The sequence below is a fragment of the Isoptericola sp. b515 genome (assembly GCF_030588125.1).
GTDB lineage: Bacteria > Actinomycetota > Actinomycetes > Actinomycetales > Cellulomonadaceae > Isoptericola > Isoptericola sediminis.
On sequence record NZ_JAUQYR010000002.1, the window covers coordinates 352,590 to 378,675 of the forward strand.

The window sequence follows — 26,086 nt, forward strand, 5'->3', positions numbered from 1 at the left end:
TTCGCCGGCGTCCGACGCCGCGATCCCCAGGCAATTCGTAGGTTCGTCGCAGGCTCTCCCCGGGTAGGCCGCGCACTGTGGACCTATGACAGCGACGACGAGCCACCCCGGCCCTTCCGTCCCGTTCGTGGCGGGCCGGCACCCTGCGCGGTCCCGCGTCCGTCGGGACGCGGCCGTCCGGTACGTCGCCGTCGCAGCGCTGTGGCTCGCGCTGCTCGGTGTCGACTGGATGTGGGCCGCCGACGGCGGTCTGCAGGCCCTCACCGCCTGGGACACCGCGTTGACCTCGCTCGGGCAGATCACGGGGCTGGCGTCGGCGGCGCTGCTGCTCGCCCAGGTGCTGCTCATGGCCCGGGTGCCCGCGCTGGAGGCGGCATTCGGGCGCGACCGGCTCGTGAGCATCCACCGGCTGGTCGGCCTGTGGTCGTTCAACCTGCTCGTCGCCCACCTCGTCCTCATCACCTGGGGGTACGCCGCCGGGAGCATCACTGCCTGGCCCGCGACGTTCTGGGAGCTGATGTGGCAGTACCCGGGCATGCTGCTGGCCGTCGGCGCGACCGTGGCGCTGGTGCTGGTCGTGGTCACCAGCGTGCGGGCCGCCCGACGCCGGCTGCGCTACGAGTCGTGGCACCTGCTGCACCTGTACGGGTATCTCGGGGCGGCGCTCGCCCTGCCGCACCAACTCTGGACCGGTCAGCAGTTCCTGGCCCGCCCCGCCGTCACCGCCGTGTGGTGGACGGTGTGGGCGTTGGTCTTCGCCGCCGTCCTCGTGTGGCGGGTCGCGCTGCCGGCCTGGCGCACCTGGCGTCACCAGATCCAGGTCACCGGCGTCGTGCCGGAGGCGCCCGGCGTGGTGTCCGTGCACCTGACGGGCCGGCGCCTGCACCGACTGGTCGAGCCCGGGCAGTTCCTGGTCTGGCGGTTCCTGGGCCGGCAGGGCTGGACCCGGGGCAAGCCGTACTCGGTCTCCAGCGCCCCGACGTCCCGCTCCGCCCGCGTGACGGTCGCCGCCGTCGGCCCGGCCAGCACCGCGGCCGCCGACCTGCAGCCGGGCACCCGCGTCGTCGTCGAGGGAGCCTACGGCCGCCTCACCCGCCGCGCGCGCACCCGGCGCAAGGTGCTGCTGATCGGTGCGGGCTCCGGGCTCGCACCGCTGCGCGCGCTGGCCGAGGGCCTGGACTACGCACCCGGGGAGGCCGTGCTCATCGAGCGGTACCGCGAGCACCCGCTGTTCGCGGCCGAGCTCGACCACCTCGCCGCCACCCGGGGCCTGGGGGTGGTGCGGCTGCCCGGACGACGCCGGGCCGACGGCTCGTGGGTCGGGCCCGGGTTCGACGGCGACGACGACGAGCGGGTCCTGCGCGGCTGGGTGCCCGACGTCGCCGAGCGCGACGTGTACGTCTGCGGGCCGCCCGCGTGGACGCAGAGCGTCCGCGAGGCCGCCCTCGCTGCCGGCGTCCCCGCCGCGCAGATCCACAGCGAAGACTTCGGATGGTGACGCGAGATGAAGAAGATCGTCCTCTGGGTGCTGTCGACGGTCACCGTCCTGGTCCTGCTGCTGGGCTACCGCACCTCGACCGACCCTGACGCGCTGAGCACCTCGACGTCGGTGGTGCAGGCGGCGACCGGGACGTCGGGGTCGACGAGCAGCCCCGGGTCGACCAGCAGCACCACCGGTGACGGGGGCGGGTCTCCCGGCTCCGGGTCGACCGACACCTCGAACGGGTCCGGGTCCTCGAACGGCAACGGGCGATCGTCCGGCTCCGGCAGCTCCGGCTCCTCGGGGTCGTCCTCCTCCGGGACGGCGAGCACGACGGCGTCCGGCGACGTCGTCCAGACCCGATGGGGCCCGCTGCAGGTGGAGATCACCGTCAAGAACGGAGAGATCACCGCCGTCGACGTCCCGGTGTACCCGGACCAGAACGGCAAGGACCGGCAGATCAACGGGTACGCGCTGCCGGTGCTCGTCCAGGAGACGCTCGACGCCCAGAGCGCCTCGATCGACATGGTCAGCGGCGCCACCGTGACGAGCACGGGGTACACGCAGTCGCTGCAGAGCGCGCTCGACCAGGCGGGGCTGTGAGCGGCGCGGGGACCCGGCCGGCGGTCCGCCGCCGGGTCGTGCACGTCATGGGGATGCCCGTCAGCGTGGCGCTGAGGGGCCGCCACGCCGAGGGGCCCGCCGCGGACCGGGCCTGGGACCGGGTGGTCGCCGAGCTGCAGCACGTGGACGCCACGTTCAGCACCTACCGGGCCGACTCGGTGATCAGCCGGCTGGCGCGCGGCGAGATGGGCGTCGACGCCCTGCCCGACGAGGTGCGCGAGGTGCTGGCGCTGGGGGAGGAGGCCCGCCGGGCGTCCGACGGCGCGTTCGACGTCGTGCAGCGGCACCCGGACGGCACCGAGACCTTCGACCCGAGCGGGGTCGTCAAGGGCTGGGCGATCGAGCGGGCCGCCCGGCACCTGCGCGCACTGGAGGGAACGGACTTCTGCCTCTCGGCCGGCGGCGACATGGTGTGCCACGTGGCCAGTGAAGACGCCGAGCCCTGGCGGGTCGGGATCGAGGACCCGCACGCCCCGGCGCGGCTCGTCGCCGTCGTGCCGGTGCGGGACGGCGCCGTGGCGACCTCCGGGCTCGCGCACCGGGGAGACCACGTCGTCGATGCGCGCTCCGGGCGGACGCCGACGGCGCTCGCGTCCGTGACCGTCGTCGGGTCGAGCCTGACGTGGGCGGACATCGACGCCACGAGTGCCTTCGCGCTTGGTGCCGACGGCCGCGACTGGCTGCGGACGCGGCCGGGGGAGACGGGGCTGGTGGTCTGGGCGGACGGGCGTGCCGAGCCGTTCGCCGGCATCGGGTCCCGATGATCTGCCGGGACGACTGGCGTGCAACGTCGCCGCACGGTGGGGTCCGGCCGCGTCAGAGGCCTACCCGGTTCACGCAATGTCTCGCCTGCCGCACCCCCCCCGGCACCCCGGGAGCCACCGGGTGATGAGGGTGATTTCTCCCCGCTGAACGCGCCTCGGTCCTCTTTGTCATCGACGATGGGTCACACGGCGACCGTGCACGTTCGACGCTGACGTGCCAGGGGGGACAAAGGCGTCCCTCGCATCGTGACAGATGGGGTGATGGGGGCGTGGCCCGATCCCGTGGACGACTTGCCGGCCTGGCGCTGTCGGTCGCGTCGGCCCTGTTGGTCGCAGGCTGTCTCGGGACCGACTACCGCGACCTGCCGCTCGACCTGTCCGCGTGGGACGACGGGTGGCTCGTTGCGGTCGAGCCGGACGAGGAGCTCTCGGTCGGACTCGACGGCAACAACCTCCACCCCGACCAGGCGTGGGAGCTCGTCGAAATCGATGAGGCGGTGCTGCGGCTGACCACGAGCGAGCACGAGGTGCCGCCTCCGGGGGCGGACGACCCCGGCGACCCGCACATCTCGACGACCGTCTTCGGGTTCGTCGGGGTCGACGTAGGCCGCACGCCGTTGCGTTTCGAGATGGTCGTCGACGGCGAACGCGTCGACGTCGCGGAGTACACGGTCGACGTGGTCGACGACGCCTGCGCGGCCGAGACCGCCGCCGTGGCGAACCGCTGCGGTGGGGAGCTGTTCTCCTACCAGCCGCAGTACCTCCAGGCGCTGAACCACGGCGAGCAGGTGAACCTGGGGGTGGGGGAGGAGACGGAGCTGGTCCTGACCGCGAACGCCCTGCATCCGGACACGGCGTGGCAGGTGGCCGACCACGACGGCGGCGTGGTCGCGGTGGACGGCCCGGTCGACCTGGGTCCGGCCCGTTCGCCGGGAGACTTCAGCGAGGTCGACCCGGAGGTGCGGCACTCGTTCCTGCCGGCCTGGCGGTTCACCATCACCGGTACGGCGCCGGGGGAGAGCCCGCTGGTGCTCGAGCTGACGGTGGACGGCGAGCGGATCGACGTCTACGAGCTCGTGGTGCTCGTCGGCGCGTAGGTCCAGGGGCTGGTCACGAGGCCGGATCTCGCTGCTGGGCTGGCGCCGGCCACCGGGGCGGCGGACCTCTCGTGGCGACCGCCGCCGTAGACTCCGGCGGGTGAGTAACCCACCGACGTACCCCACGATGGAGGACGTCATCGGCGGCACCCCGCTGGTGCGTCTGCAGCGTCTGCCGGGGTCGGAGAACGAACGCCGCGGCAACGTGCTGCTCGCCAAGCTGGAGGGGAACAACCCGGCCGGCTCGGTGAAGGACCGGCCCGCGATCAGCATGATCCGGGGCGCCCAGGAGCGAGGGGAGATCTCCCCCGGCGACACCCTGCTGGAGGCCACGTCCGGCAACACCGGGATCGCGCTGGCCATGGCGGCGGCGATCAGCGGCTACCCCCTGGTCATCGTGATGCCCGAGGACGCCTCCACCGAGCGGATCCAGACGATGAAGGCGTACGGAGCCGACCTGGTCCTCACCTCGGCGAAGGGCGGCATGGAAGAGGCCCGCGACGTCGTGACGCGGATGGAGCGGGAAGGTCGCGGCCGGGTCCTGGACCAGTTCGGCAACCCGGACAACCCGCGTGCCCACGAGGTCGGCACGGGCCCGGAGCTGTGGCGCCAGACCGAGGGACGGATCACGCACTTCGTGTCCGCGATGGGCACCACCGGCACGATCACCGGGGTCTCGCGGTTCCTCAAGTCCCGCAACCCCGATGTCCAGATCGTCGGGGCGCAGCCCGCGGAGGGCTCGAGGATCCCCGGGATCCGCGCCTGGCCGCCGGAGTACGTGCCGAGGATCTTCGACCCGTCGGCGGTGGACCGGACGGTGGAGGTCAGCCAGACCGATGCCGAGGAGATGGCCCGCCGGCTGGCCCGCGAGGAGGGCATCTTCGGCGGTGTCTCCGCGGCCGGTGCGTGCTGGACCGCCCTGCAGGTGGCCGAGGAGGTCGAGGGGGCGACGATCGTCTTCGTGGTCTGCGACCGCGGCGACCGGTACCTCTCCAGCGGCGTGTTCCCCGCCTGAGAGTCGCGTGCGTGACGCGCTGGTGACGTTGTCGTGACGCTCTCGTAGGCGCGTGTAGGTCATGGTCGCAAGGTTGGTGGGCGACCGCAGGGTCGCCTTCAAGACCTCAAAGGGAGGGCCGACCCATGAAGCGGTCGATGCGTGCAGGGGCCGTTCTCGGAATGGCTGCAGCGGGGGTGATGATGGCCGGCTACGCGGTGGCGGGGACCGACTCGACGACGCTGGCCAACGGGGCTGACCTGTCGGTGACGGTCAGTACCCCGACCACGGGGGACACGTTCCTGGTCCCGACGGGGTCGACGACCGTCGACGTCCCCGTCGAAGGCAGTGCCTCGATCGGCGAGGGCGAGCCGAACGTGCACTGGACCTATGTTGTCGACGTCAGCGGCAGCACCGGCGCCGGCTGTGGATCGGTCGGCGGCACCGTGCTGGACTGCGAGAAGCAGGCCGTCACCAACCTCAACAATGCGGTGGTCGCCGACGGGTCCGGCAAGGACGTCGGCGTCAGCGTGTTCGGGCGCGGCGGCGCGTCCGCGGACATGAGTGGCGCCGCCGGCAACCAGCCGATCGTGGCTCCGGACGACCCGGGAGTCGACGTCGTCATCGGCTCGATCGTGATCGGAGGCGTCAACCTCTACACCCCGCGCGCGGTCAACCCCAACGACACGAACTTCAGCGCCGGACTGACAGCGGCGGGCACCAGCGTCTCCGCGTCCACCGCCGCGTCCAAGAACGTCGTCTTCCTGTCCGACGGCGAATCCAACCTGGGCGGCGGCAACTTCAATGCGGCAGTTGCCGCGCTGGACTCCGCGGGTGCCACGATCTACTCGTTCGCCGTCGGTAGCGGTGCGAGCTGCGCCGGCGGATCGGACGGCACGCTCCAGGCGATGGCTGACGCGACCGGCGGCACCTGCACCAACGTGCCGAACCCGGCCACGCTGCCCGACATCGTCCAGAACGTCACCGACACCGCGATGACGGACGTCGCCCTCGAGGTCGACACGGTGAGCACGTCCTTCGACACGCTCACGCAGACGCCCCCGTTCGACGGCCCGGGCAGCACGGACTTCACGGCCACCGCGGCCGACCAGGCGCCGGGTGCGCACGAGGTGTGCGCGTCCGCGACCGGCACGGGGCCGAAGAGCGATGCGAGCTCGGAGCAGACGGTCACGCAGTGCGAGACCTATGACGTGTACGCGTTCTCCCTGACTCCCGAGACCGCCACCAACGAGCTCGGGTCGGACAACGAGCACACCGTCACCGCCACCGTGGACGGGCCCGCCGGGAAGCTGGCGGGATGGCCGGTCGAGTTCGCCGTGACCGGGCAGAACGCCGGGGCGAGCGGGACGTGCGCCCCCGCCTCGTGCGAGACCGACGCCGACGGTGAGGTGACCTTCACCTACAGCGTCCCGGTCGAGCCGAACAGCCTGGGCACCGACACCATCTCGGCCACGGTCACCGTCAACAGTGACTCCGCCACGGTGGACGTGACCAAGGAGTGGGTGGACACGACGCCGCCGACGGCCACGTGCGAGCCCGGACCCAACCCGGGCGGACAGATCCCCGCCGCCCCCGGCGAGGGCGGCCAGGGACAGAACCAGGACGGGTTCTACACGATCACGGCGACCGACGACGTCTGGGGCGCTGAGTCCCTCGACGTCTTCGTCATCGACGACGGCACCGGGACCGTCTTCGGCCCCTACGCGAACCCGACCAACCTCAAGTGGACCGAGGCCAACGGGGCCGATCCCAGCGAGAAGGCCGGCTCGGGTGCCGTCGACTGGGCGCTGAAGGGTCAGGGCGACGCGCAGATCACCGCCGTCGACGGTTCCGGCAACGTGTCGGACCCCGTGGCCTGCCTCGTCCCTCCCGCCCCGCAGTGACGGCCGAACCGACCGCCCCTGCCTGACACCGGCGTGGCCGGTACCCGGACGTCACACTCCGGGTACCGGCCACGACCACGATCCGCTGCGACGCACCTATTCGTCGATGCGTTCGGGTGCTCCCGACGCGGGGACGCACCACACCTCGATCCGCAGCGTCCGCAGTACCTCGGGTGGGATGCGGCGCACCTTTGGCACCACGTCCTCCGGGACGACGACGGCGTAGCGCGTCGCACCGCTCAGGTCCGTCATGCGCCGGAGCAGCTGCCCGAACATCGTGTCAACGTCGAGTCCGGGACTGCTGGTGTGACCTGTTGTCTCCGCGACGAGCGTCCTCTCCTCGGGGCGCTTCGCGATGACGTCGACATAGCCCGGGTCGTCCAGCGTGACCTTCCAGCCCTGAGCGGTGAGATGGTCGGCGAACCGTCGCTCGACCTCGGTCTCCTTCATACCGATCACCCTCCTCGCTGTCACCGTTGGCTCGTCGACGAGGCATCCTGCTCGTGTCGTGGAAGGCGGCTCAGCCGGACCGCGGCGGAGCGGTCGCCAGCTCGGTGAGCCGGTGCATCATGCGCCAGCTCATCACCGCGCTGACGGTGCTGAGCACCTCGGAGACGGCCCGGTCGACCGGCCGCTCCGACTCGTACCGCTCGCGCATGTGCAGCCGCGTCGCCGGCGCCGGGCCCACGTGCACCGGTTCCAGGTGGAAGGCCCACGTGAAGTCGTGGCCCTCGGGCGCGCCCTCGGCGCCCTGGGACGTCACGACGAGGTCGCTGCCGGGCTTCACCTCGGCCACCCGCAGCGCGACGTCCGGGTGCAGCCGGAAGGCGTCGCCGGGGTGGACGTCCTGCCACTCGGGGTGGATGGTCGTGGCACCGGTGATCTGGCACCCGACGAGGTTCTCCAGCGCCTCGAACGAGTAGAAGCCGGCCTTGTCCTGCCCGATCTGGGCGACCCAGGGCCAGACCTCCGCGGGCGTGGCCGCGATGGTGCAGGCCCGGTCGGCCTGCACGACGCCACCGGTCATCAGCTCGTCGCCGGGCAACCAGGCGCGCGTCTCGGGCTCGGTGGCGCCGAGCCGTCGGTGCGCACCGGTGACGAGCACCGCCGCGCCGGCGGCGAGACCTGCCACGACCGGCGCCGCGAGCGCCGCCGTCAGTGCACGGCGTCGTCCCCGCCGCGGGGCGTCCTGTTCGCTGTCGTTCTCGCCCACGGTGTCCAGTCTGCTCCGAACGCCCGCGGTCGCACGGCGCGGCGGCAGATCGTCAGCAGGATTCGAGAACCCGGTTCATCGCGTCCTTCTCGGGCTGGGTGATCGCGAGCTCGTACGCGGCCTTGACCTCGATCTGGGTGGCGACGTACTCGCAGCGGAACGCCTTGTTCGGCGGCAGCCACTCGGCGGCGTTCGCGGCTCCCTTGGTGCGGTTCTCGCCGGGGTCGACCATGAGCAGGTTCGCCGGGTCGTTGGCGAACTTCTCGCGGCGGTTGTCGTTCCAGTCGTGGGCGCCGGAGATCCACGCGTTCTGCAGGGCGACGACGTGCTCGGCGTCCAGGGAGACGGCCAGGTCGTCGCTGCCGCGCTCGAAGGCGCGGTTCTTCTCGCCGGTGTACGGCTCGACGTCGTAGGTCCCGGACAGGACGGTGCAGCCGTCGTCGTCCACCTTCTCGTCGCTCAGGTCGCGGGCGAGCATGTCGTTGCGGGCGTCGCAGCCGTTGCCGTCCGGGTCGGTCCAGTGGTCGAACTCGTCGCGGTCGTAGCCGGTCTGCGGGGCCTTGCCCTTGACGGTGAGCCCGTCGAGCTGCCGGGTGACCTTGGTGACGTCCACCGACCCGTCGGGACTCGCCCCCGAGCCACCGGAACCACCGTCCCCGGAACCACCGTCCCCCGACCCGTCGTCGAGCGAGGCGACGTCCTCGGCGGCGTCGCCGATGACGGCCCTGGCGTCGTCGGCGACGGAGTCCAGGTCGAGGTCCCCACCGCTGCCGGTGACCTGGACGAGGACGAGGGCGACGAGGAAGGCGGCAGCCAGGCCGAGGAGTGTGCGACGCATCCGCACACCCCACCAGGTCCAGGCGACTTCGTCGCGGTGCCCACGCCGGTGCCGCCCCTGCTGGGACGACATCTCGTGCGTATGCTCGCGGTCGAGGAGAGGGGTGGCTGCATGGCTGAAGGGGAGAAGGCGGACCCGCCGTCGCGCCGCAGGGACAGGCTGCGCCGGCGGTCGGGCGTCGCGGCGACGCCCGCTGTGGCCGAGGTCCCGCGCTTGACCCGCTACGTCGAGGACGGACGCCCGAGCCCGGCCCCCGGGGGTGCGAGCGTGGCCGACGGGCTGCGGTTCGCCGAGGGTGCCTCCGACCGCATGACCATGTCGCTCTACCCGCGCCCGACGACGGCCGCGATCCACGAGCTCGCCGAGGCCTGGGAGCTGCACCCGCTGGTGGTCGAGGACCTCCTGCACGCCCGCCAGCGACCCAAGGTCGAACGCTACGGCGACCTGCTGTTCCTCGTGGTGCGCTCCGCCTGGTACGTCGACGCGGAGGAGGACGTCGTCCTCGCCGAGTTCCACGTGCTGGTGCGCCCGGGTGCCGTCGCCGTGCTGTGCCAGGACGGACGGTGGATCGACGGCACGCCGGCCGAGCGCCTCGACGAGTCGACGTTCGGGTCCGAGGAGGAGGCCCGTGCGCTGCTCCCGGGCGAGGACCTGCTGCGGCTCGGTCCGGAGGCGGTCGTCTACCGGTTCCTCGACGCCATCGTCGACGGTTACACCCCCGTGCTGCAGGGCGTGGCCATCGACAAGGAGCAGATCGAGCGCCAGGTGTTCAGCGGCGACGCCGCGGTGGCCGAGCGCATCTACCGGCTCAGCCAGGAGGTCATCGACATGCAGCACGCGACCTCGTCGATGACGGAGGTCGTCGAGGCGCTGCGCGCGGGGTCCGCCGAGCCCGCCATCGCGACCGAGCTCCAGACCTACCTGCAGGACGTCTCGGACCACCTCACCCGCGCCACCGCGCGGGTGGCGGAGTACCGCGAGGCGCTGGGGCAGATCCTCGACGTCAACGCGACGCTGGTGGCGCACCGGCAGAACGAGGACATGAAGAAGATCTCCGGCTGGGCGGCGATCCTCTTCGCGCCCACCCTCGTCGCCGCCGTCTACGGCATGAACTTCGACGTGATGCCCGAGCTGCACTGGGTGTTCGGGTACCCGATGGCGGTCACCCTGATGGTGGCGTTCTCCGTCGTCCTGTTCGTGGTGTTCAAGCGCGGCCGGTGGATGTAGTCCGGGACGGCCTCCGCAGCCTGTGACGTGATGCACACGGCCAAAAGGCGAATCTGAGATGCGTCTTTAGATACGGTGCGGGTCATGCAGCTCACGGCGTTCACCGACCTGGGCCTCCGGATCGTCATGAGGCTCTCCGTGCTCGGCGAGGCCGAGCACGCCACCACCGGCGTGCTCGCCGAGGAGCTGCACGTGCCGGCCAGCCACGCCGCCAAGGTCGTCACCCGGCTCGCCCGCCTCGGCGTCGTCGAGGCGCGCCGCGGTCGCGCCGGCGGGCTGCGTCTGGCCGACGGCGCCGAGCGCCTGTCGATCGGTCGCATCGCGCGGGACCTCGAGGGCGACGGGGAGGTGGTCGACTGCGAGGGGGCGAACCCGTGCCCCCTGCGCAACGGCTGCCGGCTGCGCGGGGCGCTCGCCCGCGCGCGCGAGGCCTTCTTCGCCGTGCTCGACCCCCTGACGATCGCCGACATGGCCGCCCCACCGACCCGGTCCGTCCTCCTCACCCTCGGAGCCGGACCGCCCGCCGGGTCGACGCCGTGACGTCGCCCGCCACCCTGCAGGTACCCGAGGAAGGATCCCTCCCGATGCTCACTGCCGAGTCCACCGCCGTCGTCCGTGCCACGCTTCCCGTGGTCGGGGCCGCGATCGGCGACATCACGCCGCTGTTCTACCGCAAGATGTTCGCCGCGCACCCCGAGCTCGAACGCGACCTGTTCAACCGGGGCAACCAGGCGCAGGGCGACCAGCAGCGGGCGCTCGCGGCCTCGATCGCCGGGTACGCCACGCTCCTCGTCGACGAGGACGGGCCGGACCCGAGGTCGGTGCTCGCGCGCATCGCCCACAAGCACGCCTCGCTCGGGATCCTCCCGGAGCAGTACCAGATCGTGCACGACCACCTGTTCGAGGCGATCGCGGAGGTGCTCGGCGACGCCGTCACCCCGGAGGTGGCCGCGGCGTGGGACGAGGTCTACTGGCACATGGCCGAGGCGCTCATCCAGATCGAGCAGGGGCTCTACGACGAGGCGGGTGTCGCCACCGGTGACGTCTGGCGCTCGGTCCGGGTGCGGCGTCGGGTCCAGGAGTCGCCCGACACCATCTCGCTGGAGCTGGCCGACCCCGACGGTGCCGCCCTGCCCGCCGGCCGGCCCGGCCAGTACCTGTCGGTCGCCGTCCGCCTGCCCGACGGCGCGCGGCAGATCCGGCAGTACAGCCTGACCGGCGCGGCGGACCCGGGCGCGTGGAGCGTCTCGGTGAAGGCGATCCCCGCGTCGCACGACGGCGACCGGATCGCGCCGGCCGGGGAGGTGTCGAACCATCTGCACGCCACGGTCTTCGAAGGGGACGTGCTCGAGGTCTCGATGCCCTTCGGCGAGCTCCGGCTCACCGAGAGCACGCGGCCGCTGGTCCTCGTGTCCGCCGGGATCGGCATCACGCCGATGATCGGGTTCCTGCACCACCTGCGCCGCACCGGCACCGACCGCCCCGTGACGGTGCTGCACGCCGACCGGTCCCCGGCGCGCCACGCGCACCGGGCCGAGCTGGCCGGGCTGGTCGACCAGATTCCCTCGGCGACGCTGCACCGGTGGTACGAGGACCTCGGCGCCCGGCCCGTCGGCGACGGCCTGCGCCCCGGCTACCTCGACCTCGACGGCGTCGACCTGCCGGCCGACGCGGACGTCTACGTCTGCGGCCCGCTGCCCTTCATGAGTCTCGTCCGTGGCGAGCTCCTGCGCAGGGGCGTCCCGGCGGACCGCATCCACCACGAGGTGTTCGGTCCCGGCGAGGAGGTGGCGGCCGCTTGAGCCGTCGGGCCGGGCCGGCGGGGCGCCGTCGGCCCGGCCCGGTCCACTAGGCTCGAGGTATGGCCGACGACAAGCTCCCCGTCGATCTGAACCAGATGTTCGAGCTGGCCCGGGCCGGCGCCGACCTCCTGCTGGAGTTCGTCGACGCCGGCGTGCCGGTGGACCACGCGGACGCCCACGGCAACACCCTGCTCATGCTGGCGGCGTACCACGGGCACGCCGACCTCGTCCGCGGTCTGGCCCGGCGCGGGGCGGACGTGAACCGGCTCAACGAGCGGGGCCAGTCGCCGCTCGCCGGAGCCGTGTTCAAGGGCGACCCCCACGTGATCGACGTCCTCGTCGAGGCCGGGGCCGACGTCGACGCCGGCCGACCGAGCGCCCGGACCACGGCCGAGATGTTCGGTCAGCCGGTGCCGGGGGAGTCGTGAGCGAAAGGTAGGCTGGTTCCTCGTGGCCACTATCGACTTCCCCGCCGAGATCAAGGGGCTCCGCTCCACCCTCGAGTCCATCGAGTCGGTGAGCGACCCCTCTGCCCTGGAGGCGAAGATCGCCGAGCTCTCCGAGCAGGCGGCCGCTCCCGACCTCTGGGACGACCAGGAGAACGCGCAGCGGGTCACGTCCGCGCTCTCGCACGCGCAGGACGAGCTGGAGCGGGTCAAGCGGCTGTCCCAGCGGATCGACGACGTCGAGACCCTGGTCGAGCTCGGCCACGAGATGGACGACCCCGACTCCCTGACCGAGGCGGAGTCCGAGATCACCGCGCTGCGCAAGGAGCTCGACTCGCTCGAGGTCCGTACCCTGCTCAGCGGCGAGTACGACGCCCGCGAGGCCGTCGTGACGATCCGCGCGGGCGCCGGTGGCGTCGACGCCGCGGACTTCGCCGAGATGCTCATGCGCATGTACCTGCGCTGGGCCGAGCGCCACGGCTACCCGGCCAAGGTCATGGACACCTCCTACGCCGAGGAGGCGGGCCTGAAGTCCGCCACCTTCGAGGTCAACGTCCCCTACGCGTTCGGGAACCTGTCGGTCGAGGCCGGCACCCACCGCCTGGTGCGCATCTCGCCCTTCGACAACCAGGGACGGCGCCAGACGTCGTTCGCCGCGGTCGAGGTCATCCCGCTCATCGAGCAGACGGACCACATCGAGATCCCCGAGAACGAGCTGAAGATCGACGTGTTCCGGTCCTCCGGGCCGGGCGGCCAGTCGGTGAACACCACCGACTCCGCCGTGCGCATGACGCACATCCCGACCGGCACCGTCGTGTCGATGCAGAACGAGAAGTCGCAGATCCAGAACCGCGCCGCGGCGCTGCGCGTCATGCAGTCCCGCCTGCTGCTGCTCCGTCAGCAGGAGGAGGCCGCGAAGAAGAAGGAGCTCGCCGGCGACATCAAGGCGAGCTGGGGCGACCAGATGCGCTCCTACGTCCTGCACCCGTACCAGATGGTCAAGGACCTGCGCACCGAGCACGAGGCCGGCAACACCCAGGCCGTGTTCGACGGCGCGATCGACGAGTTCATCGAGGCCGGCATCCGCTGGCGCCGCAACCAGTCGGAGAACTGAGGTCCGTCCGGCCCGGCCCTGACTCGGCGCGTTCCGCCCTGACTCGCCACGGTCGGGCCTGACTCGGCGCGTTCCGCCCTGACCCGGCACGAGGTGTGCCGGCCCGGCCCACCGGACAATCCCGGACGATTGCGGCCAGCAACGGACCGGTGCCCGCGACACGCCGCGTGTCTGCCGTCGGGGGCAGGATCTCGCGTGCGACTCTCGGATCGGGTGAACGCCTGCGCCTGGCAGGCATCCACCCGGTGGGAGGTACGCCGTGATCCGGTTCGAGAACGTCTCGAAGGTCTATGCGCGGGGGGCGCGACCCGCGCTCGACGACGTCTCCGTCGACGTCGAGCGGGGCGAGTTCGTGTTCCTCGTCGGCGCGTCCGGCTCCGGCAAGTCCACCTTCCTGCGGCTCGTGCTGCGCGAGGAGCGCCCCACCGGCGGGCGGGTGTACGTCGCCGGGCGCGACCTGACCCGGCTCTCGCCCTGGCGGGTGCCCGGTCTGCGTCGGGGCATCGGCATGGTCTTCCAGGACTTCCGGCTGCTGCCGAACAAGACCGTCTACGAGAACGTCGCCTTCGCGCTGCAGGTCATCGGGCGCCCACGCCACCACATCCGCACGACCGTGCCGGAGGTGCTGGAGTGGGTGGGGCTCGACGGCAAGGAGAAGCGGCGGCCGCACGAGCTGTCCGGCGGGGAGCAGCAGCGCGTCGCGATCGCCCGCGCCTTCGTCAACCGCCCCAAGATCCTGCTCGCCGACGAGCCCACCGGCAACCTCGACCCGACGACCTCCCAGGGCATCATGCGGCTGCTGGACCGGATCAACCGCACCGGGACCACCGTGGTGATGGCGACCCACGACGACGAGATCGTCAACGAGATGCGCCGCCGGGTCGTCGAGCTCTCCACCGGGCACGTCGTGCGCGACGAGAAGGACGCCGTCTACGGCCGCCGCGAGGAGATCCTGCCGCAGGTCGGCCCCGTCGCCGTCCTGGACGCCCCCGGGCGGGGGGTGCCCGCCCGCCGCATCTCGGTGCGCCCCGAGCCCGGTGACGTCGCCGCGGAACGTGCGGCCGACCAGGCCGCGGCCCGGGGGGTGGACCCGCCGCCGGCGGAGACCGACGACGAGGAGGTCCGGGCGATGTCGGGGGCGTCCCGGGCCGAGGAGGCCTGAGCGGTGCGCCTGCAGTTCGTCTTCGGCGAGGTCCTGCGTGGTCTGCGCCGCAACGCCACGATGGTGGTCTCGGTGGTGCTGGTGACGTTCGTCTCCCTGACGTTCGTCGGAGCCGCCGCGCTGCTGCAGGTGCAGATCGACAAGCTCAAGGGTGACTGGTACGACCTCGTCGAGGTCTCGGTCTTCCTCTGCCCCGAGGGTTCCACCGAGCCGACGTGCGCCGAGGGCGAGGCCAGCCCCGAGCAGATCAGCACCCTGGAGCGCACGATCAGCACCGAGCTCGACGGCGTCGTGTCCACGGTGTACTTCGAGTCGAAGACCGACGCCTTCGAGGCCTTCTCCGCCCAGTATCCCGACGGCTACCAGGGCACCCAGCTCACCGCGGACGACATGCAGGCCTCGTTCCGCCTCCAGCTCGCCGACCCCGAGCAGTACCAGGTCGTGGACGAGGTGCTCTCCGGTCGGGACGGCGTCGAGGTGGTCGAGGACCAGCGGGCGATCTTCGACCCGCTGTTCCTGGCGCTGAACCGTGCCTCGCTGGTGGCCGTCGGTCTCGCCGTCGTCATGCTCGTCGCTGCGGCGCTGCTGATCATCACCACGATCCGGCTCTCCGCGGTGTCCCGGCAGCGCGAGACCGGGATCATGCGGCTCGTGGGTGCCTCGACCCTGTTCGTCCAGCTGCCGTTCATGCTCGAGGGCGCCATCGCGGCACTGCTCGGGGCCGTCCTGGCGGTCGTCGGGCTCTGGGCGGCCGTGCAGTACCTCGTCGTCGACTGGCTCGCCGCGTCGGTGGACTGGGTCGAGCACGTGACCCCGGCCGACGTGCTCACCATCGCCCCGCTGCTGCTGGGCCTGGCCGTGGCGGTCGCCGCCGTGTCCTCCGCCGTGACCCTCCACCGCTACACGAGGGTGTGATCCGCCGTGCCCGACGTCGTCCGCCTGCGCCGCGCCCTCGCCGGGGTGCTGGCCGCGCTGCTGCTGATCGGCCCGACGGCACCGGTCGTCGCCGACGAGCTCGACGACCAGCGTGCCGCCGCGGAGGAGCAGCAGCGCCAGAAGCGCGAGGAGCGCCAGGACCTGCAGCACGAGCTCGAGGACACCAACGACAAGTTCGCCCAGGCGGTGCTCGACCTCAACGAGGTCGAGGGGCGTCTGCCGGTGGCGCAGGCCGAGCTCGCCGAGGCGCAGGCCGCCCTCGCCGAGGCCCGCCGCAAGGCGGCGGTGCTCGCCGACCGGCTCGCCGACGCCGAGGACGAGGAGAAGGCCGTCGCCCAGGAGATCGAGGCCGGCGAGGGCAAGGTCGAGGAGGCGCGGGACGACGTCGCCGCGATGGCGCGCGAGGCCTACCGCCGCGGGGACGACGCCAGCACCATCGGGTTGGTCACGGGGGCGCAGTCCACGGAGGAGTTCCTCGACGACCTGTCCGTGACGGCGTCGGCCGCGCGCAGCCGGTCCCGCTCGGTGACCGAGCTGCAGGAGGCCGAGACCGTGGCCCGCAACCAGCAGGCGCGGCTCGACGCGATCCGGGAGACGATCGCGGTCCTCAAGGCCGAGGCGGACGCGAACGTCGTGGTCGCGCAGGAGGCCGAGCAGCAGGCGGCGGAACGCAAGGCCGAGGTGGAGCGGCTCATCGAGGAGCAGAAGCGGCTCAAGGCCACGATCGCGGACCAGCGGGACGAGACGATCGCGGAGCTCGAGGAGAACGAGGCCGAGCGCGACCAGCTCCAGTCCGAGATCAAGGACATCATCGCCAAGCAGGCCGAGCGCGACCGTCGGCTCGAGGAGGAGCGCAAGCGTCGCGAGGCCGAGGAGCGCCGACGCCAGGAGGCCGAGGCACGCCGGCAGGCCGAGCGCGAGGCCGAGCAGCGCGCCGCCGAGCAGCGTGCGGCGGAGCGCGGCCAGCAGGACTCCGGTGGCGGGTCGGGCCAGGGCGGCGGGGGAGGCTCCGGCTCCGGCGGCGGCTCGGGCGGCGGGGGCGGCTCCGGCTCGGGCGGCGGTTCGGGCTCCGGCGGTGGCTCGAGCGCGGGTGGCGGAGGCGGGTCCAGCTCCGGCGGCTCGTCGACCCCCTCGGGTCCGTTCCTGGGCTGGCCGACGAACTACCGGGTGGTGACCAGCAGCTACGGCATGCGCTACCTGCCGATGTACGGCTACACCCGGCTGCACGCGGGCACGGACATCCGCAGCTACTGCGGCACCCCCATCTACGCCGCCCAGAGCGGGTACGTGGAGCAGGCCTACTACGGGTCGAGCCCCGGCAACAACGTGCTCATCAACCACGGCAGGCACCGCGGGGACAGCGTCATGAGCCGGTACCTGCACCTGTCGCGCGACGTGGTCTACGTCGGGCAGAAGGTCTCCAAGGGCCAGGTGATCGGGTACTCCGGGAGCAGCGGGTCCTCCGGGGCGTGCCACCTGCACTTCGAGGTGTGGCTCAACGGCAGCACGGTCGACCCGATGCGGGGCTGGCTGAACTGACCTGCGGAGCGGCGTGACCGCCCTGAGCGAAAATCCGCTGGTCCCGGAGCCGGGGCCGCGTATCCTGGAGCGTCGCGTCACCCAGGGAGGAGGAGACCGTGTCCAACAAGTCCAAGGGCGCCAAGAAGAAGCAGCAGTCGGCGGACCCGCGCCAGGTCGTGGCGAACAACAAGAAGGCCCGCCACGACTACGTGATCGAGGACGTGCTCGAGGCCGGGATCGTCCTGTCCGGGACCGAGGTCAAGGCGCTGCGCATGGGGCGTGCGTCGCTGGCCGAGAGCTACGTCACCGTCGACCACGACGAGGTCTGGCTCGAGCACGCGCACATCCCCGAGTACTTCCAGGGCACCTGGAACAACCACGCGCCGCGCCGTCGACGCAAGCTGCTGCTGCACCGCGACGAGATCGACCGCCTCGGGGTCAAGTCCCGGGAGAAGGGCAAGACGATCGTCCCGCTGCGGCTGTACTTCCTGGACGGGCGGGCCAAGCTCGAGATCGCGCTGGCCCACGGCAAGAAGGAGTTCGACAAGCGCCAGGCCCTGCGCGAGAAGCAGGACCTGCGGGAGGCCCAGCGCGCCATGCGACGCCAGGAGCTGCTCGGCTGACGGCGCTGCGGCGCACCGTGCCGCGGCTCGCGGCGGCGCTGCCCCGGTGCGGAAATATCTGTGCGACCTGGGGCGTTCATCCACTACGATGGACAGACCGGCGGTGGTCCGCCACGGCCGGTGCGGATCTTGACAAATCCATAGGGGCTGATCGGTTTCGACGGTGGTCGTGCTTCCAGGGGAAGCGGGCCGAGGATGCAGTGCTCATCTCGTTAACGCTTGCCTGCAAACCTATAGGTGCCGATAACAAGCGCACCGACTTCGCCCTCGCCGCCTGAGCGAGCTCCGAAGTCCGTGAGCCCGGGAGCGCTCTCGACCCGGTAGCTCACGTCATCTAGAGAGCCACTGCTCGTCGCCCTCGTCATCGGGGCGGCGGGGACTTCCAGATGACTGGGCCCGTCCGCACCTTGTCTGCGTGAGTGCGGGGGCCGAGAAAATCGCAGCAGACTGCGCCCGGAGAAGCCCTGGAAAAGCGCTACCGGACCCGGGTTCGATTCCCGGCAGCTCCACTCGTCACGACGAAGGCCCGCCTGACACCACGTCAGGCGGGCCTTCGTCGTGCCCGGGGATCACGGTCGGTCAGGGAAGACGGCCGGCCCGACGAGTCCGACGAATTCGCGCTAGCGGTGGACAGCGTGGTCCGCCTTCGCCAAGGTGGACGAATCCCGGCGTGACGGGGACCACCCGCCCGAGTGCGAAAAGAGGTCGGCCATGGCCGAAGCACGACTCGACAGGCTCGCCCGGCGGCTGGGCCTGGAGACGAACCCCACGATCTTCTTCACCTCCGCCGGCCTGATGGTGCTGTTCCTGCTCCTGCTGCTGGTCTTCCCCACGCAGATCGGTGACGCGTTCGGAGCCGGCCGGGAGTGGATCGTCACCAACCTGGGCTGGTTCTTCATCATCGGCGTGACGTTCTGGCTGGTGTTCCTCGCCTACGTGGCCCTGAGCAAGTACGGTCACCTGCGCCTGGGTGACAACGAATCACGGCCCGAGTACTCGAACCTGTCGTGGTTCGCGATGCTCTTCGCCGGCGGCATCGGCACGGTGCTGATGTTCTGGGGCGTGGCGGAACCGATCTCGCACTTCTCGACGCCGCCGTTCGACGACGTGGCCCCGTACTCCGCCGAGGCGGCGAGCGACGCGATGTCGATCTCGCTGTACCACCTCAGCCTGCACACCTGGGCGATCTTCACGTTGCCGGGCCTGGCCTTCGGCTACTTCGTCTACCGGTACAAGCTGCCGCTGCGCGTCAGCTCCGTCTTCTACCCCTTCCTCAAGGAGCGCATCCACGGACCGATCGGCAAGACGATCGACATCTTCGCGGTGCTCGGCACCCTGTTCGGCCTCGCGGTCTCCCTCGGTCTCGGTACCTCCCAGGTGGGGGCGGGGGTCAACGCGCTCTTCCCCAGCATCGAGAACGGCACGCTGCTGCAGGTCGTCGTCATCACCGTGCTGACCATCACGGCCGTGAGCTCCATCGTGGCCGGGCTGGACAAGGGCGTGAAGCGCCTGTCGAACATCAACATCCTCATGGCCGTCGGCCTGATGATCTTCGTCCTCATCGCCGGGGACACCCTGTTCCTGCTGCGCCAGATCCCCGAGAGCGTGGGCGTCTACGCCCAGGACCTCATCGGGCTGGCCTTCTGGAACGACGCGATGTCGCAGTTCACCAGCGAGGGAGGCTGGGGCTGGCAGGGTGGCTGGACGGTCTTCTACTGGACGTGGACCGTGACCTGGGCGCCGTTCATGGGCGTGTTCCTGGCCCGCATCTCCAAGGGCCGCACCATCCGGCAGTTCGTCGGCGGCGTGCTCATCGCCCCGTCCGTGTTCACCATGGTGTGGTTCGTCATCTTCGGCTGGTCGGCGATGGAGCTCGACGGCATCGGCGGCAGCGGAGGCGCGATCTCGGAGGCCGTGGCCGACAACGTGGCGCTGGCGATGTTCACCTTCTTCGAGAACTACCCGGCGGCCACCCTGGTCTCGGGGATCGCCGTCATCGTCGTCGCCCTGTTCTTCGCCACGTCGTCGGACTCCGCGTCCCTGGTGGTCGACATGCTCTGCGTGGGCACCGCCGACTCGGGCCCCACCCGGCAGCGCGTGTTCTGGGGAGTCAGCGAGGGCATGCTGGCCGCGTCGCTGATCATCCTCGGCGGGGTGACCGGCCGGGACGGTCTCGCCGCGCTCCAACAGGTGATCACGGTGATCGGGCTCCCGATCTTCATCCTGAACTTCCTGATGGTCTTCAGCCTCTACAAGTCGCTGCGGACCGAACGCCATACCGCCGTCGAGGCCCAGTTCGCCGGATTGATGGCCCGATGGCGCTTCATGGGGCGCGCCGGCGCGGGGCAACGCGGGGCGTCGGCACGTGCGGCCGCGCTGCAGGGGGCCGCGGTGTCGTCCGGGGCGACGACCGGGAGCGCTGCGGCGACCGAGCGCTCCGCAACCGGCAGTGAGGAGCCGCCCGAGACGGGGCCCGGGGAGCCGGACACCGGGACCAGGACCGACTGACCGGTCGCCGCCGCACGGCGGCGCGGCCGAGGTCGCAGGGCCGAGGGGGCCCGGGGCATGACGTCCCGGGCCCCCTCGGCCGTGCACCAGACCTGCGCGCGACCTGCTCGAGGGGCGGGCGTCGTCCTGCCGGCGCACCCGGGTCCGCCGGCCCGGTGGCCGGCTGCGGTCAGCCGACCAGCTCGGGTTCGCGGTCCGACGCGCCCGTGCTCGGGGCGGGCGACCCCGGACCCCGGGGGTCGTCCTCGCCCCGGCCCGGCCCGGACGGGGGAGCGGAGGACCGCCGCCGACGCAGGAACCACACGATCAGGCCGACGGCACCGATCGGCAGCAGCCACGGCAGCAGCACGCCGAGGACGAGCACGACGGTCTTCGCGGCGGCCACGAGCGCGCTCCACCCGGTCTCCAGCCCGTCGACGAACCCGCTCGCCGGCGCCGTCACCGGAGCCGTCCGGGGGGTGATCTGGATGTGCAGCGTCGACATCGCGACCTGGTCGCTGAGCGCCTCGCGCTGGGCGACCAGGGAGTCCAGCTCCGCCTGGCGGGCCGCGAGCTCACGCTCGACCTCGAGCAGGTCCTCGGTCGAGGTCGCCTGGGACAGCAGCTCGTCCAGGCGCTTCGTGGAGGTCGTCAGAGCCGAGATCCGCGCGTCCAGGTTCTGTCCCTGCCTCGTGACGTCGTCCTTCGTGACCTCCACGTGCTGGACGGTCGCGAGCTCCGAGAGCGCCTCGACGGCGCTGGTCGTCCGTGCCGCCGGGATCCGCACGGTCATCGACGCGGGGCCCGGCTCGCCGTCGAGGTCGGGCGACTCGGTGAGCTGGTCGACGCGTCCGCCGGCCCCCTCGACCATCCGGGTCAGCTCGGCCGTCGTGCGGGAGGGGTCGGGGGAGGTCATCTCGATCCACCCGGTGACCACCACCTCGCGGTCGACGGCGGCGGTGCGGTCCGCCTCGGTGACGACGGACTCCTCGGCGACCGCCGCGGCGTCGGCGGCGGACGTGCTCGCCACGTCGTCGGTGGCGGTGTCCACGCCGACGGAGACGTTCTCGTCGGAGCCCGTGCAGGCGGCGAGCCCGAACGTGAGGATCGCAACGACGGTGAGGGCGGTGGCTCGGCGACCGAGTGCGCGGGTCGGCATGACCCCGACTCTAGGCCCCTGACCAGCGAGGATCCGGTCCTTCGCACCGATCGTGATGCGACCGTGCCAGGACCGTGACATCCGGCCCGGGACGAGTCCAGGGCAGGTAACGATCAAATAACGAAGGGCTCCGTACGATAGACAGGCGATCTGTAAGGACGCTCTACTAACAAACATGACCACGACAACGACGCGCACCAGCCGACGGGGCCTGGGCGGCGGTCTGCGAGCGACCTCCAAGGTGCTCCCCGAGCACGCTCGGGCGCACAACCGGTCGCTGGTGCTCCAGCACCTGTTCCACGAGGGGCCGACCTCGCGGGCCGGCCTCTCCCGGTCCACGGGCCTGACCCGGGTCACGGTCTCCGACCTCGTCGGCGTCCTGCTGGCCGAGGGCCTGGTCGAGGAGCTCGGGACGCAGCCCGGACGCCGCGTCGGCAAGCCGGCGATCCTCGTGGGGATGCGGACCGACGCGTACCAGATCGTCGGGCTCGACCTCTCCGACGACACCGTCCTGCGCGGCGCCGTCCTCACCCTCACCGGCGAGGCCGTCGACCGCCAGGTCCTGCCGGTCGACGGCCGGCGGGGACAGGACCTGGTCGACCTGCTGGCCCGGTTCGCCCGGCGCCTCGTCGCGTCGGCGACCCGCCCCGTCATCGGCATCGGTGTCGGTTCGCCGGGCGTCGTCGACGACACCGGGCGCGTCGTCGAGGCGCCGAACGTCGAGTGGAGCGACCTGCCCCTGGCCGCGCTGCTCACCGACCGGCTCGGCCTCCCGGTGCACGTGGCCAACGACGCCAACTCCGCGGCGCTCGCCGAGTACACCTACGGCGGGGGCGGCGACTCGATGATCGTGCTGACCGTCGGCAAGGGTGTCGGCGCCGGCGTCATGGTCGACGGTGCCCGCGTGCACGGTGCCGGTGACGCCGCCGGAGAGCTCGGGCACGTCACCGTCGTCGAGGAGGGTGGTCAGCCGTGCGCCTGCGGGCGGCGCGGCTGCCTCGAGACGGTCCTGTCCGCCCCGGCGCTCCGGCGCGCGACCGAGGGGCTCGACGCGCACCAGGCCGAGGCCGTGCTGGCCGACGTCGGCCGCACGCTCGGCAAGACCCTCGCGCCGGTCGTCGGTGCGTTGAACCTCGGCGAGGTCATCCTCGCCGGCCCGCCCGAGCTGCTCGCGGAACCGCTCCGGACCGCGGCGCTCGAGACCATCACCGCGCGGACCATGCCGGCCACCTCGGCCGGCCTGGACCTGCGCATGGCCGCCCTGGACGACGACGTCGTCCTGGCCGGGGCGGCCGTCCTCGTCCTGGGCGCCCAGCTCGGCGTCTCGTGACCCGTCCCTCCGAACCTCATCCATCGGCGGCGCGAACAGAGCCGTCCCCGCAACACCGTGGAAGGAACCATCCCGTGAAGAGAACCCGACTCGTCGCCGCCGCCGCGGCCTCGACGATCACCCTGACCCTGGCGCTGACGGCCTGCAGCAGCGACACCACCGACACCGGCTCGGAGGGCACGGAGACCGAGGCTGCCGGCGAACCGGAGGCCGCCGACCTCACGATGTGGGTGGCCGGTGGCGACACCCCCGACGAGCTGCGCGAGTACCTCGTCGAGACCTTCGAGGCCGAGAACGAGGGCTCGACGCTGACCATCGAGGAGCAGGACTGGGGCGACCTGGTCACCAAGCTCACGACCGCGCTGCCCGACGCCGAGAACACCCCGGACGTCGTCGAGCTCGGCAACACGCAGGCCCCGACCTTCACCAACGCCGGCGCGTTCCGCGAGATCTCGCCGGAACTCTACGAGGAGCTGGGCGGGGACAACCTGCTGCCGTCCTTCGTCGAGGCGGGCTCGGTCGACGGCACCGTCTACGCGTTGCCCTACTACTTCGGCTCGCGCTACATGTTCTACCGCGCGGACATCTGGTCGGACGCCGGCCTCGAGGTCCCGACGACGCTCGACGAGTTCGGCGCGGCCGTCAAGGAGCTGCGCACCGACGACATGTCCGGCTTCGCCCTCGGGGGCCAGGACTGGCGCAACGGCATCTCGTGGATCTTCGCCCACGACGGCGAGCTCGCCGTCAAGGAGGGCGACGAGTGGGTCTCCACCCTCTCCGACGAGAACACGATCGCCGGTCTCGAGCAGTGGCAGGACGTCTACCAGGGCGCCTCGAACCTGCCGGCCACCGACCGCGACGTGGCCTACTGGGACTTCCTCAACGACACCGCCGAGGGCGGCGCCCCGGACGCGGCGACGATCATGGCGCCGGGCTGGGCCCGCTGGTCGATCGGTGACCTCACCGAGAACGACGAGGGCGAGGAGGTCCGCGACGGCATGGCCGACGCCTCGACGTTCGACATCTTCGCCCTGCCGGGTGTCGACGGCGGCGTGGCCCCCGTCTTCGCCGGTGGCTCGAACATGGCGGTCTCGGCCCAGTCGCAGCACCCCGAGCTGGCCGAGAACCTCCTGCGGGTCATCTACTCGGACGAGTACCAGACGATGCTCGCCGAGAACGGCCTGGGGCCGGCCAACACGGAGTTCACCTCGGTGATGGAGACCGACAAGTTCGGTGAGGTCACCGTCGAGACCGCTGAGAACTCGAAGCTGACGCCGGCCGCCCCGGGCTGGGCCGCCGTCGAGGGTGCCTCGGTCTACGAGGAGCTCTTCCAGAAGATCGCCGAGGGCGGTGACGTGGCCGAGCTCGCCGCCGAGTACGACGAGACGATCACGCCGATGCTCAACGGCCAGGCGGGCTGACGACCGGCTCGTCACCGCACGCAACACCCTGACGGGCGGGGTGGCGCCGCACGACCAGGCCGCCACCCCGCTCGTCCCATGACCGGGAAGGAGGACCGCATGACCCTGACCACTGGCAGGACCGCCGGATCGGACGGCATCGCGATCCGCCGTCGGCGCAAGCCGGCCACCCCCTATCTCCTGCTGATCCCCGCGGTCGCCGCCCTCCTGGTCGGCCTCGGCTACCCCGTCTACTGGCAGATCATCACCTCGCTGCAGGAGTTCGGGCTCATGCAGCAGTTCGGTGCCCCGCCGGAGTTCATCGGCCTGGACAACTACACCCGGATCTTCACCGACCCCGAGGTCTGGTCCGTGGTGGCGAAGTCCATCGCGTTCTGCCTCGTCAACGCCCTGGTGACCGTCGGTCTCGGCCTCGGCCTCGCGGTGCTGATGCGGGCGGTGCCCGGCTGGGTGCGCATGTCGATGCAGATCACCCTGCTGCTGGCCTGGGCCACCCCGCTGGTCGCCGCCGTGACCGTGTTCCGCTGGCTCTTCGACGACCGCAACGGCGTCGTGAACTGGATGTTCGTCCAGCTCGGCCGGGAGAACCTCGACGGGTACAACTGGCTCGGCAACGTCTGGACGTTCTTCCTGGTGGCATCGCTCGTCGTCATCTGGATGTCGGTGCCGTTCGTGGCCCTGTCCATCTACGCCGGGCTCACCCAGGTCTCCGAGGAGGTGCTCGAGGCCGCGCGCATCGACGGTGCGGGCTCGCGGCAGATCCTGTGGCGGATCATCATGCCGCTCGTGCGGCCGGTCATCGCGATCGTGCTGCTGCTGCAGATCATCTGGGACCTGCGGGTCTTCGCCCAGATCCGGCTCCTGCAGGACGCCGGCGCCCCGATCTCCGAGACGAACCTGCTCGGCAACTACATCTACGAGCTCGGGGTGGGCAGCCAGGACTTCGCCGGCGCCGCCGCCGTCTCGCTCTTCGTCCTGGTGCTCACGATGGTCCTGTCGGGGCCGTACGTGCGCTATCTCATGAAGGAGGACGCGGCATGAGCGCCGTCCTTGCGGACACCGCAGCCCCCGCGGCACGCACCGGGGAGCGACGTCCCGTGCGCCGTCGTCGGATCCGGCCGGGCAAGATCCTGCTGAGCGCCCTCGGCCTGCTGATGGCCCTCGTGTGGGTCTTCCCGGTCTACTGGATGATGAACTCGGCGGTCACCCCGGACGCGATCCTCGGTGCCGACACCCCGCAGCTCCTGCCCGTCAGCTTCACGCTGACCAACCTCCGATCGGTGCTCACCGACTCCGGGTTCCTCAACGCCCTGGGCATGAGCGTCATGGTGACGTTCCTGACGATCACGCTGGTGCTGGCCTTCGCGTTCCTCGCGGCCCTGGCGATCAGCCGGTGGCGGTTCCGGGGCCGGACGAGCTTCATCCTCGCGGTGCTGTTCATCCAGATGCTGCCGGCCGAGGGTCTGTTCATCGCCCAGTACCAGATGATGTCCAGCCTCGGTCTGCTCAACCAGGTCATCGGCATCTCGGTGCTGTACGTGGCCATGCTCGTGCCCTTCACCGTCTGGATGCTGCGCGGGTTCGTCGCGGGCGTCCCGATCGAGCTGGAGGAGGCCGCGATGGTCGACGGGCTCTCGCGGCCGCGGGCCTTCCTGCGGATCACGTTCCCGCTGCTGGCCCCCGGTCTCGTCGCCTCCGGGGTGTACGCGTTCCTGCAGGCGTGGAACGAGTTCACGACCGCGCTGGTGATCCTGCCCGCCGAGTCGGCGCAGACGCTGCCGATCTGGCTGCGCAGCTTCCTGTCGGCGTCGGCCAACCGGGGCATCAACTGGGCGGAGGTCATGGCGGCCTCCACGCTCATCGCCGTGCCGGTGATCGTCTTCTTCCTGTTCGTGCAGGGGCGGATGACCTCGGGTCTGGTCTCCGGGGCGGTGAAGGGCTGAC

24 protein-coding genes and 1 other RNA gene are annotated in these 26,086 nt (G+C 71.5%); 21 read left to right on the forward strand and 4 right to left on the reverse strand.

Annotated features, from left to right (window positions below):
* Nucleotides 1-85: 85 nt before the first annotated feature.
* From Q6350_RS07295 to Q6350_RS07320, 6 genes are all read left to right on the forward strand, one after another.
* Nucleotides 86-1,498 carry a ferredoxin reductase family protein gene (locus Q6350_RS07295; RefSeq protein WP_305065861.1) on the forward strand — a complete coding sequence of 471 codons (1,413 nt, stop codon included), beginning with the start codon at nucleotides 86-88 and terminating at the stop codon, nucleotides 1,496-1,498.
* Between the two features lie 6 nt (nucleotides 1,499-1,504).
* On the forward strand, nucleotides 1,505-2,083 hold the full coding sequence (locus Q6350_RS07300) for an FMN-binding protein (protein WP_305065862.1): 579 nt from the start codon (nucleotides 1,505-1,507) through the stop codon (nucleotides 2,081-2,083).
* A complete protein-coding gene (locus Q6350_RS07305) occupies nucleotides 2,080-2,868 on the forward strand; it encodes an FAD:protein FMN transferase (RefSeq protein ID WP_305065863.1) in 789 nt (262 codons plus the stop codon). Before Q6350_RS07300 ends, Q6350_RS07305 begins: the two co-directional genes overlap by 4 nt.
* 269 nt (nucleotides 2,869-3,137) lie before the next feature.
* A complete protein-coding gene (locus tag Q6350_RS07310) occupies nucleotides 3,138-3,965 on the forward strand; it encodes a hypothetical protein (RefSeq protein ID WP_305065864.1) in 828 nt (275 codons plus the stop codon).
* Nucleotides 3,966-4,092: 127 nt separating this feature from the next.
* The gene (cysM, locus tag Q6350_RS07315) at nucleotides 4,093-4,980 is read left to right on the forward strand and encodes a cysteine synthase CysM (protein ID WP_370375382.1); all 888 of its coding nucleotides are present in this window, start codon (nucleotides 4,093-4,095) and stop codon (nucleotides 4,978-4,980) included.
* A gap of 161 nt (nucleotides 4,981-5,141) precedes the next feature.
* Nucleotides 5,142-6,863 carry a vWA domain-containing protein gene (locus tag Q6350_RS07320; protein ID WP_304603516.1) on the forward strand — a complete coding sequence of 574 codons (1,722 nt, stop codon included), beginning with the start codon at nucleotides 5,142-5,144 and terminating at the stop codon, nucleotides 6,861-6,863.
* Nucleotides 6,864-6,959: 96 nt separating this feature from the next.
* Here the strand turns inward: Q6350_RS07320 and Q6350_RS07325 are convergent, their stop codons facing one another.
* The 3 genes from Q6350_RS07325 to Q6350_RS07335 form a co-directional block, all read right to left on the reverse strand.
* Entirely contained in the window at nucleotides 6,960-7,313 is a 354-nt protein-coding gene (locus Q6350_RS07325) for a hypothetical protein (protein ID WP_304603517.1), read from the reverse strand.
* Nucleotides 7,314-7,383: 70 nt separating this feature from the next.
* Nucleotides 7,384-8,076 (reverse strand): SRPBCC family protein, encoded by a 693-nt coding sequence (locus Q6350_RS07330; RefSeq protein WP_304603518.1) that lies wholly within the window; start codon nucleotides 8,074-8,076, stop codon nucleotides 7,384-7,386.
* 52 nt (nucleotides 8,077-8,128) lie between these two features.
* Entirely contained in the window at nucleotides 8,129-8,914 is a 786-nt protein-coding gene (locus Q6350_RS07335; protein ID WP_305065866.1) for an HNH endonuclease family protein, read from the reverse strand.
* Nucleotides 8,915-9,025: 111 nt separating this feature from the next.
* Between Q6350_RS07335 and Q6350_RS07340 the strand changes: the two genes are divergently transcribed.
* The 11 genes from Q6350_RS07340 to Q6350_RS07390 all read left to right on the forward strand — a co-directional run bounded on the left by Q6350_RS07340 (nucleotide 9,026) and on the right by Q6350_RS07390 (nucleotide 20,253).
* Nucleotides 9,026-10,141 carry a magnesium and cobalt transport protein CorA gene (locus Q6350_RS07340; RefSeq protein WP_305065867.1) on the forward strand — a complete coding sequence of 372 codons (1,116 nt, stop codon included), beginning with the start codon at nucleotides 9,026-9,028 and terminating at the stop codon, nucleotides 10,139-10,141.
* 84 nt (nucleotides 10,142-10,225) lie between these two features.
* Nucleotides 10,226-10,681, forward strand: coding sequence for an Rrf2 family transcriptional regulator (locus tag Q6350_RS07345; protein ID WP_304603521.1), 456 nt, complete (start codon nucleotides 10,226-10,228; stop codon nucleotides 10,679-10,681).
* 44 nt (nucleotides 10,682-10,725) lie between these two features.
* The gene (locus Q6350_RS07350; protein ID WP_305065868.1) at nucleotides 10,726-11,943 is read left to right on the forward strand and encodes a globin domain-containing protein; all 1,218 of its coding nucleotides are present in this window, start codon (nucleotides 10,726-10,728) and stop codon (nucleotides 11,941-11,943) included.
* Nucleotides 11,944-12,002: 59 nt separating this feature from the next.
* Entirely contained in the window at nucleotides 12,003-12,371 is a 369-nt protein-coding gene (locus tag Q6350_RS07355) for an ankyrin repeat domain-containing protein (protein WP_171247499.1), read from the forward strand.
* A gap of 22 nt (nucleotides 12,372-12,393) precedes the next feature.
* Nucleotides 12,394-13,503, forward strand: coding sequence for a peptide chain release factor 2 (prfB, locus tag Q6350_RS07360; RefSeq protein ID WP_171247500.1), 1,110 nt, complete (start codon nucleotides 12,394-12,396; stop codon nucleotides 13,501-13,503).
* 259 nt (nucleotides 13,504-13,762) lie between these two features.
* Nucleotides 13,763-14,665 (forward strand): cell division ATP-binding protein FtsE, encoded by a 903-nt coding sequence (gene ftsE / locus Q6350_RS07365; RefSeq protein WP_171247501.1) that lies wholly within the window; start codon nucleotides 13,763-13,765, stop codon nucleotides 14,663-14,665.
* A gap of 3 nt (nucleotides 14,666-14,668) precedes the next feature.
* Nucleotides 14,669-15,580 (forward strand): permease-like cell division protein FtsX, encoded by a 912-nt coding sequence (gene ftsX / locus Q6350_RS07370; protein ID WP_304603523.1) that lies wholly within the window; start codon nucleotides 14,669-14,671, stop codon nucleotides 15,578-15,580.
* 6 nt (nucleotides 15,581-15,586) lie between these two features.
* Nucleotides 15,587-17,140 carry a M23 family metallopeptidase gene (locus tag Q6350_RS07375; RefSeq protein WP_305065869.1) on the forward strand — a complete coding sequence of 518 codons (1,554 nt, stop codon included), beginning with the start codon at nucleotides 15,587-15,589 and terminating at the stop codon, nucleotides 17,138-17,140.
* Between the two features lie 98 nt (nucleotides 17,141-17,238).
* Nucleotides 17,239-17,745 (forward strand): SsrA-binding protein SmpB, encoded by a 507-nt coding sequence (smpB, locus tag Q6350_RS07380; RefSeq protein ID WP_171247504.1) that lies wholly within the window; start codon nucleotides 17,239-17,241, stop codon nucleotides 17,743-17,745.
* Between the two features lie 143 nt (nucleotides 17,746-17,888).
* Nucleotides 17,889-18,257: a transfer-messenger RNA gene (gene ssrA, locus Q6350_RS07385) on the forward strand.
* A gap of 199 nt (nucleotides 18,258-18,456) precedes the next feature.
* Nucleotides 18,457-20,253, forward strand: a complete 1,797-nt coding sequence (locus tag Q6350_RS07390; protein ID WP_304603525.1) for a BCCT family transporter — start codon at nucleotides 18,457-18,459, stop codon at nucleotides 20,251-20,253.
* A gap of 169 nt (nucleotides 20,254-20,422) precedes the next feature.
* Here the strand turns inward: Q6350_RS07390 and Q6350_RS07395 are convergent, their stop codons facing one another.
* Entirely contained in the window at nucleotides 20,423-21,391 is a 969-nt protein-coding gene (locus Q6350_RS07395; RefSeq protein WP_304603526.1) for a DUF4349 domain-containing protein, read from the reverse strand.
* A 175-nt stretch (nucleotides 21,392-21,566) separates the two neighbouring features.
* Between Q6350_RS07395 and Q6350_RS07400 the strand changes: the two genes are divergently transcribed.
* The 4 genes from Q6350_RS07400 to Q6350_RS07415 all read left to right on the forward strand — a co-directional run bounded on the left by Q6350_RS07400 (nucleotide 21,567) and on the right by Q6350_RS07415 (nucleotide 26,085).
* A complete protein-coding gene (locus Q6350_RS07400; protein ID WP_304603527.1) occupies nucleotides 21,567-22,721 on the forward strand; it encodes an ROK family transcriptional regulator in 1,155 nt (384 codons plus the stop codon).
* A gap of 74 nt (nucleotides 22,722-22,795) precedes the next feature.
* Nucleotides 22,796-24,142 carry an extracellular solute-binding protein gene (locus Q6350_RS07405; RefSeq protein ID WP_304603528.1) on the forward strand — a complete coding sequence of 449 codons (1,347 nt, stop codon included), beginning with the start codon at nucleotides 22,796-22,798 and terminating at the stop codon, nucleotides 24,140-24,142.
* Nucleotides 24,143-24,241: 99 nt separating this feature from the next.
* The gene (locus tag Q6350_RS07410; RefSeq protein WP_304603529.1) at nucleotides 24,242-25,183 is read left to right on the forward strand and encodes a carbohydrate ABC transporter permease; all 942 of its coding nucleotides are present in this window, start codon (nucleotides 24,242-24,244) and stop codon (nucleotides 25,181-25,183) included.
* Nucleotides 25,180-26,085, forward strand: a complete 906-nt coding sequence (locus Q6350_RS07415) for a carbohydrate ABC transporter permease (RefSeq protein WP_171247510.1) — start codon at nucleotides 25,180-25,182, stop codon at nucleotides 26,083-26,085. The genes Q6350_RS07410 and Q6350_RS07415 overlap by 4 nt, the downstream gene beginning before the upstream one ends.
* Nucleotide 26,086 lies beyond the last annotated feature (1 nt).

What these genes read in the sequence shown, in the direction of transcription:
- Q6350_RS07390 (WP_304603525.1), top strand. Translation starts at nt 18,457, where the DNA reads ATGGCCGAAGCACGACTCGACAGGCTCGCCCGGCGGCTGGGCCTGGAG.
- Q6350_RS07355 (WP_171247499.1), top strand. Translation starts at nt 12,003, where the DNA reads ATGGCCGACGACAAGCTCCCCGTCGATCTGAACCAGATGTTCGAGCTG.
- Q6350_RS07345 (WP_304603521.1), top strand. Translation starts at nt 10,226, where the DNA reads ATGCAGCTCACGGCGTTCACCGACCTGGGCCTCCGGATCGTCATGAGG.
- Q6350_RS07325 (WP_304603517.1), bottom strand. Translation starts at nt 7,313, where the DNA reads ATGAAGGAGACCGAGGTCGAGCGACGGTTCGCCGACCATCTCACCGCT.
- Q6350_RS07410 (WP_304603529.1), top strand. Translation starts at nt 24,242, where the DNA reads ATGACCCTGACCACTGGCAGGACCGCCGGATCGGACGGCATCGCGATC.
- Q6350_RS07335 (WP_305065866.1), bottom strand. Translation starts at nt 8,914, where the DNA reads ATGCGTCGCACACTCCTCGGCCTGGCTGCCGCCTTCCTCGTCGCCCTC.
- Q6350_RS07340 (WP_305065867.1), top strand. Translation starts at nt 9,026, where the DNA reads ATGGCTGAAGGGGAGAAGGCGGACCCGCCGTCGCGCCGCAGGGACAGG.
- cysM (WP_370375382.1), top strand. Translation starts at nt 4,093, where the DNA reads ATGGAGGACGTCATCGGCGGCACCCCGCTGGTGCGTCTGCAGCGTCTG.
- Q6350_RS07300 (WP_305065862.1), top strand. Translation starts at nt 1,505, where the DNA reads ATGAAGAAGATCGTCCTCTGGGTGCTGTCGACGGTCACCGTCCTGGTC.
- Q6350_RS07415 (WP_171247510.1), top strand. Translation starts at nt 25,180, where the DNA reads ATGAGCGCCGTCCTTGCGGACACCGCAGCCCCCGCGGCACGCACCGGG.
- Q6350_RS07320 (WP_304603516.1), top strand. Translation starts at nt 5,142, where the DNA reads ATGGCTGCAGCGGGGGTGATGATGGCCGGCTACGCGGTGGCGGGGACC.
- Q6350_RS07400 (WP_304603527.1), top strand. Translation starts at nt 21,567, where the DNA reads ATGACCACGACAACGACGCGCACCAGCCGACGGGGCCTGGGCGGCGGT.
- Q6350_RS07295 (WP_305065861.1), top strand. Translation starts at nt 86, where the DNA reads ATGACAGCGACGACGAGCCACCCCGGCCCTTCCGTCCCGTTCGTGGCG.
- Q6350_RS07350 (WP_305065868.1), top strand. Translation starts at nt 10,726, where the DNA reads ATGCTCACTGCCGAGTCCACCGCCGTCGTCCGTGCCACGCTTCCCGTG.
- Q6350_RS07395 (WP_304603526.1), bottom strand. Translation starts at nt 21,391, where the DNA reads ATGCCGACCCGCGCACTCGGTCGCCGAGCCACCGCCCTCACCGTCGTT.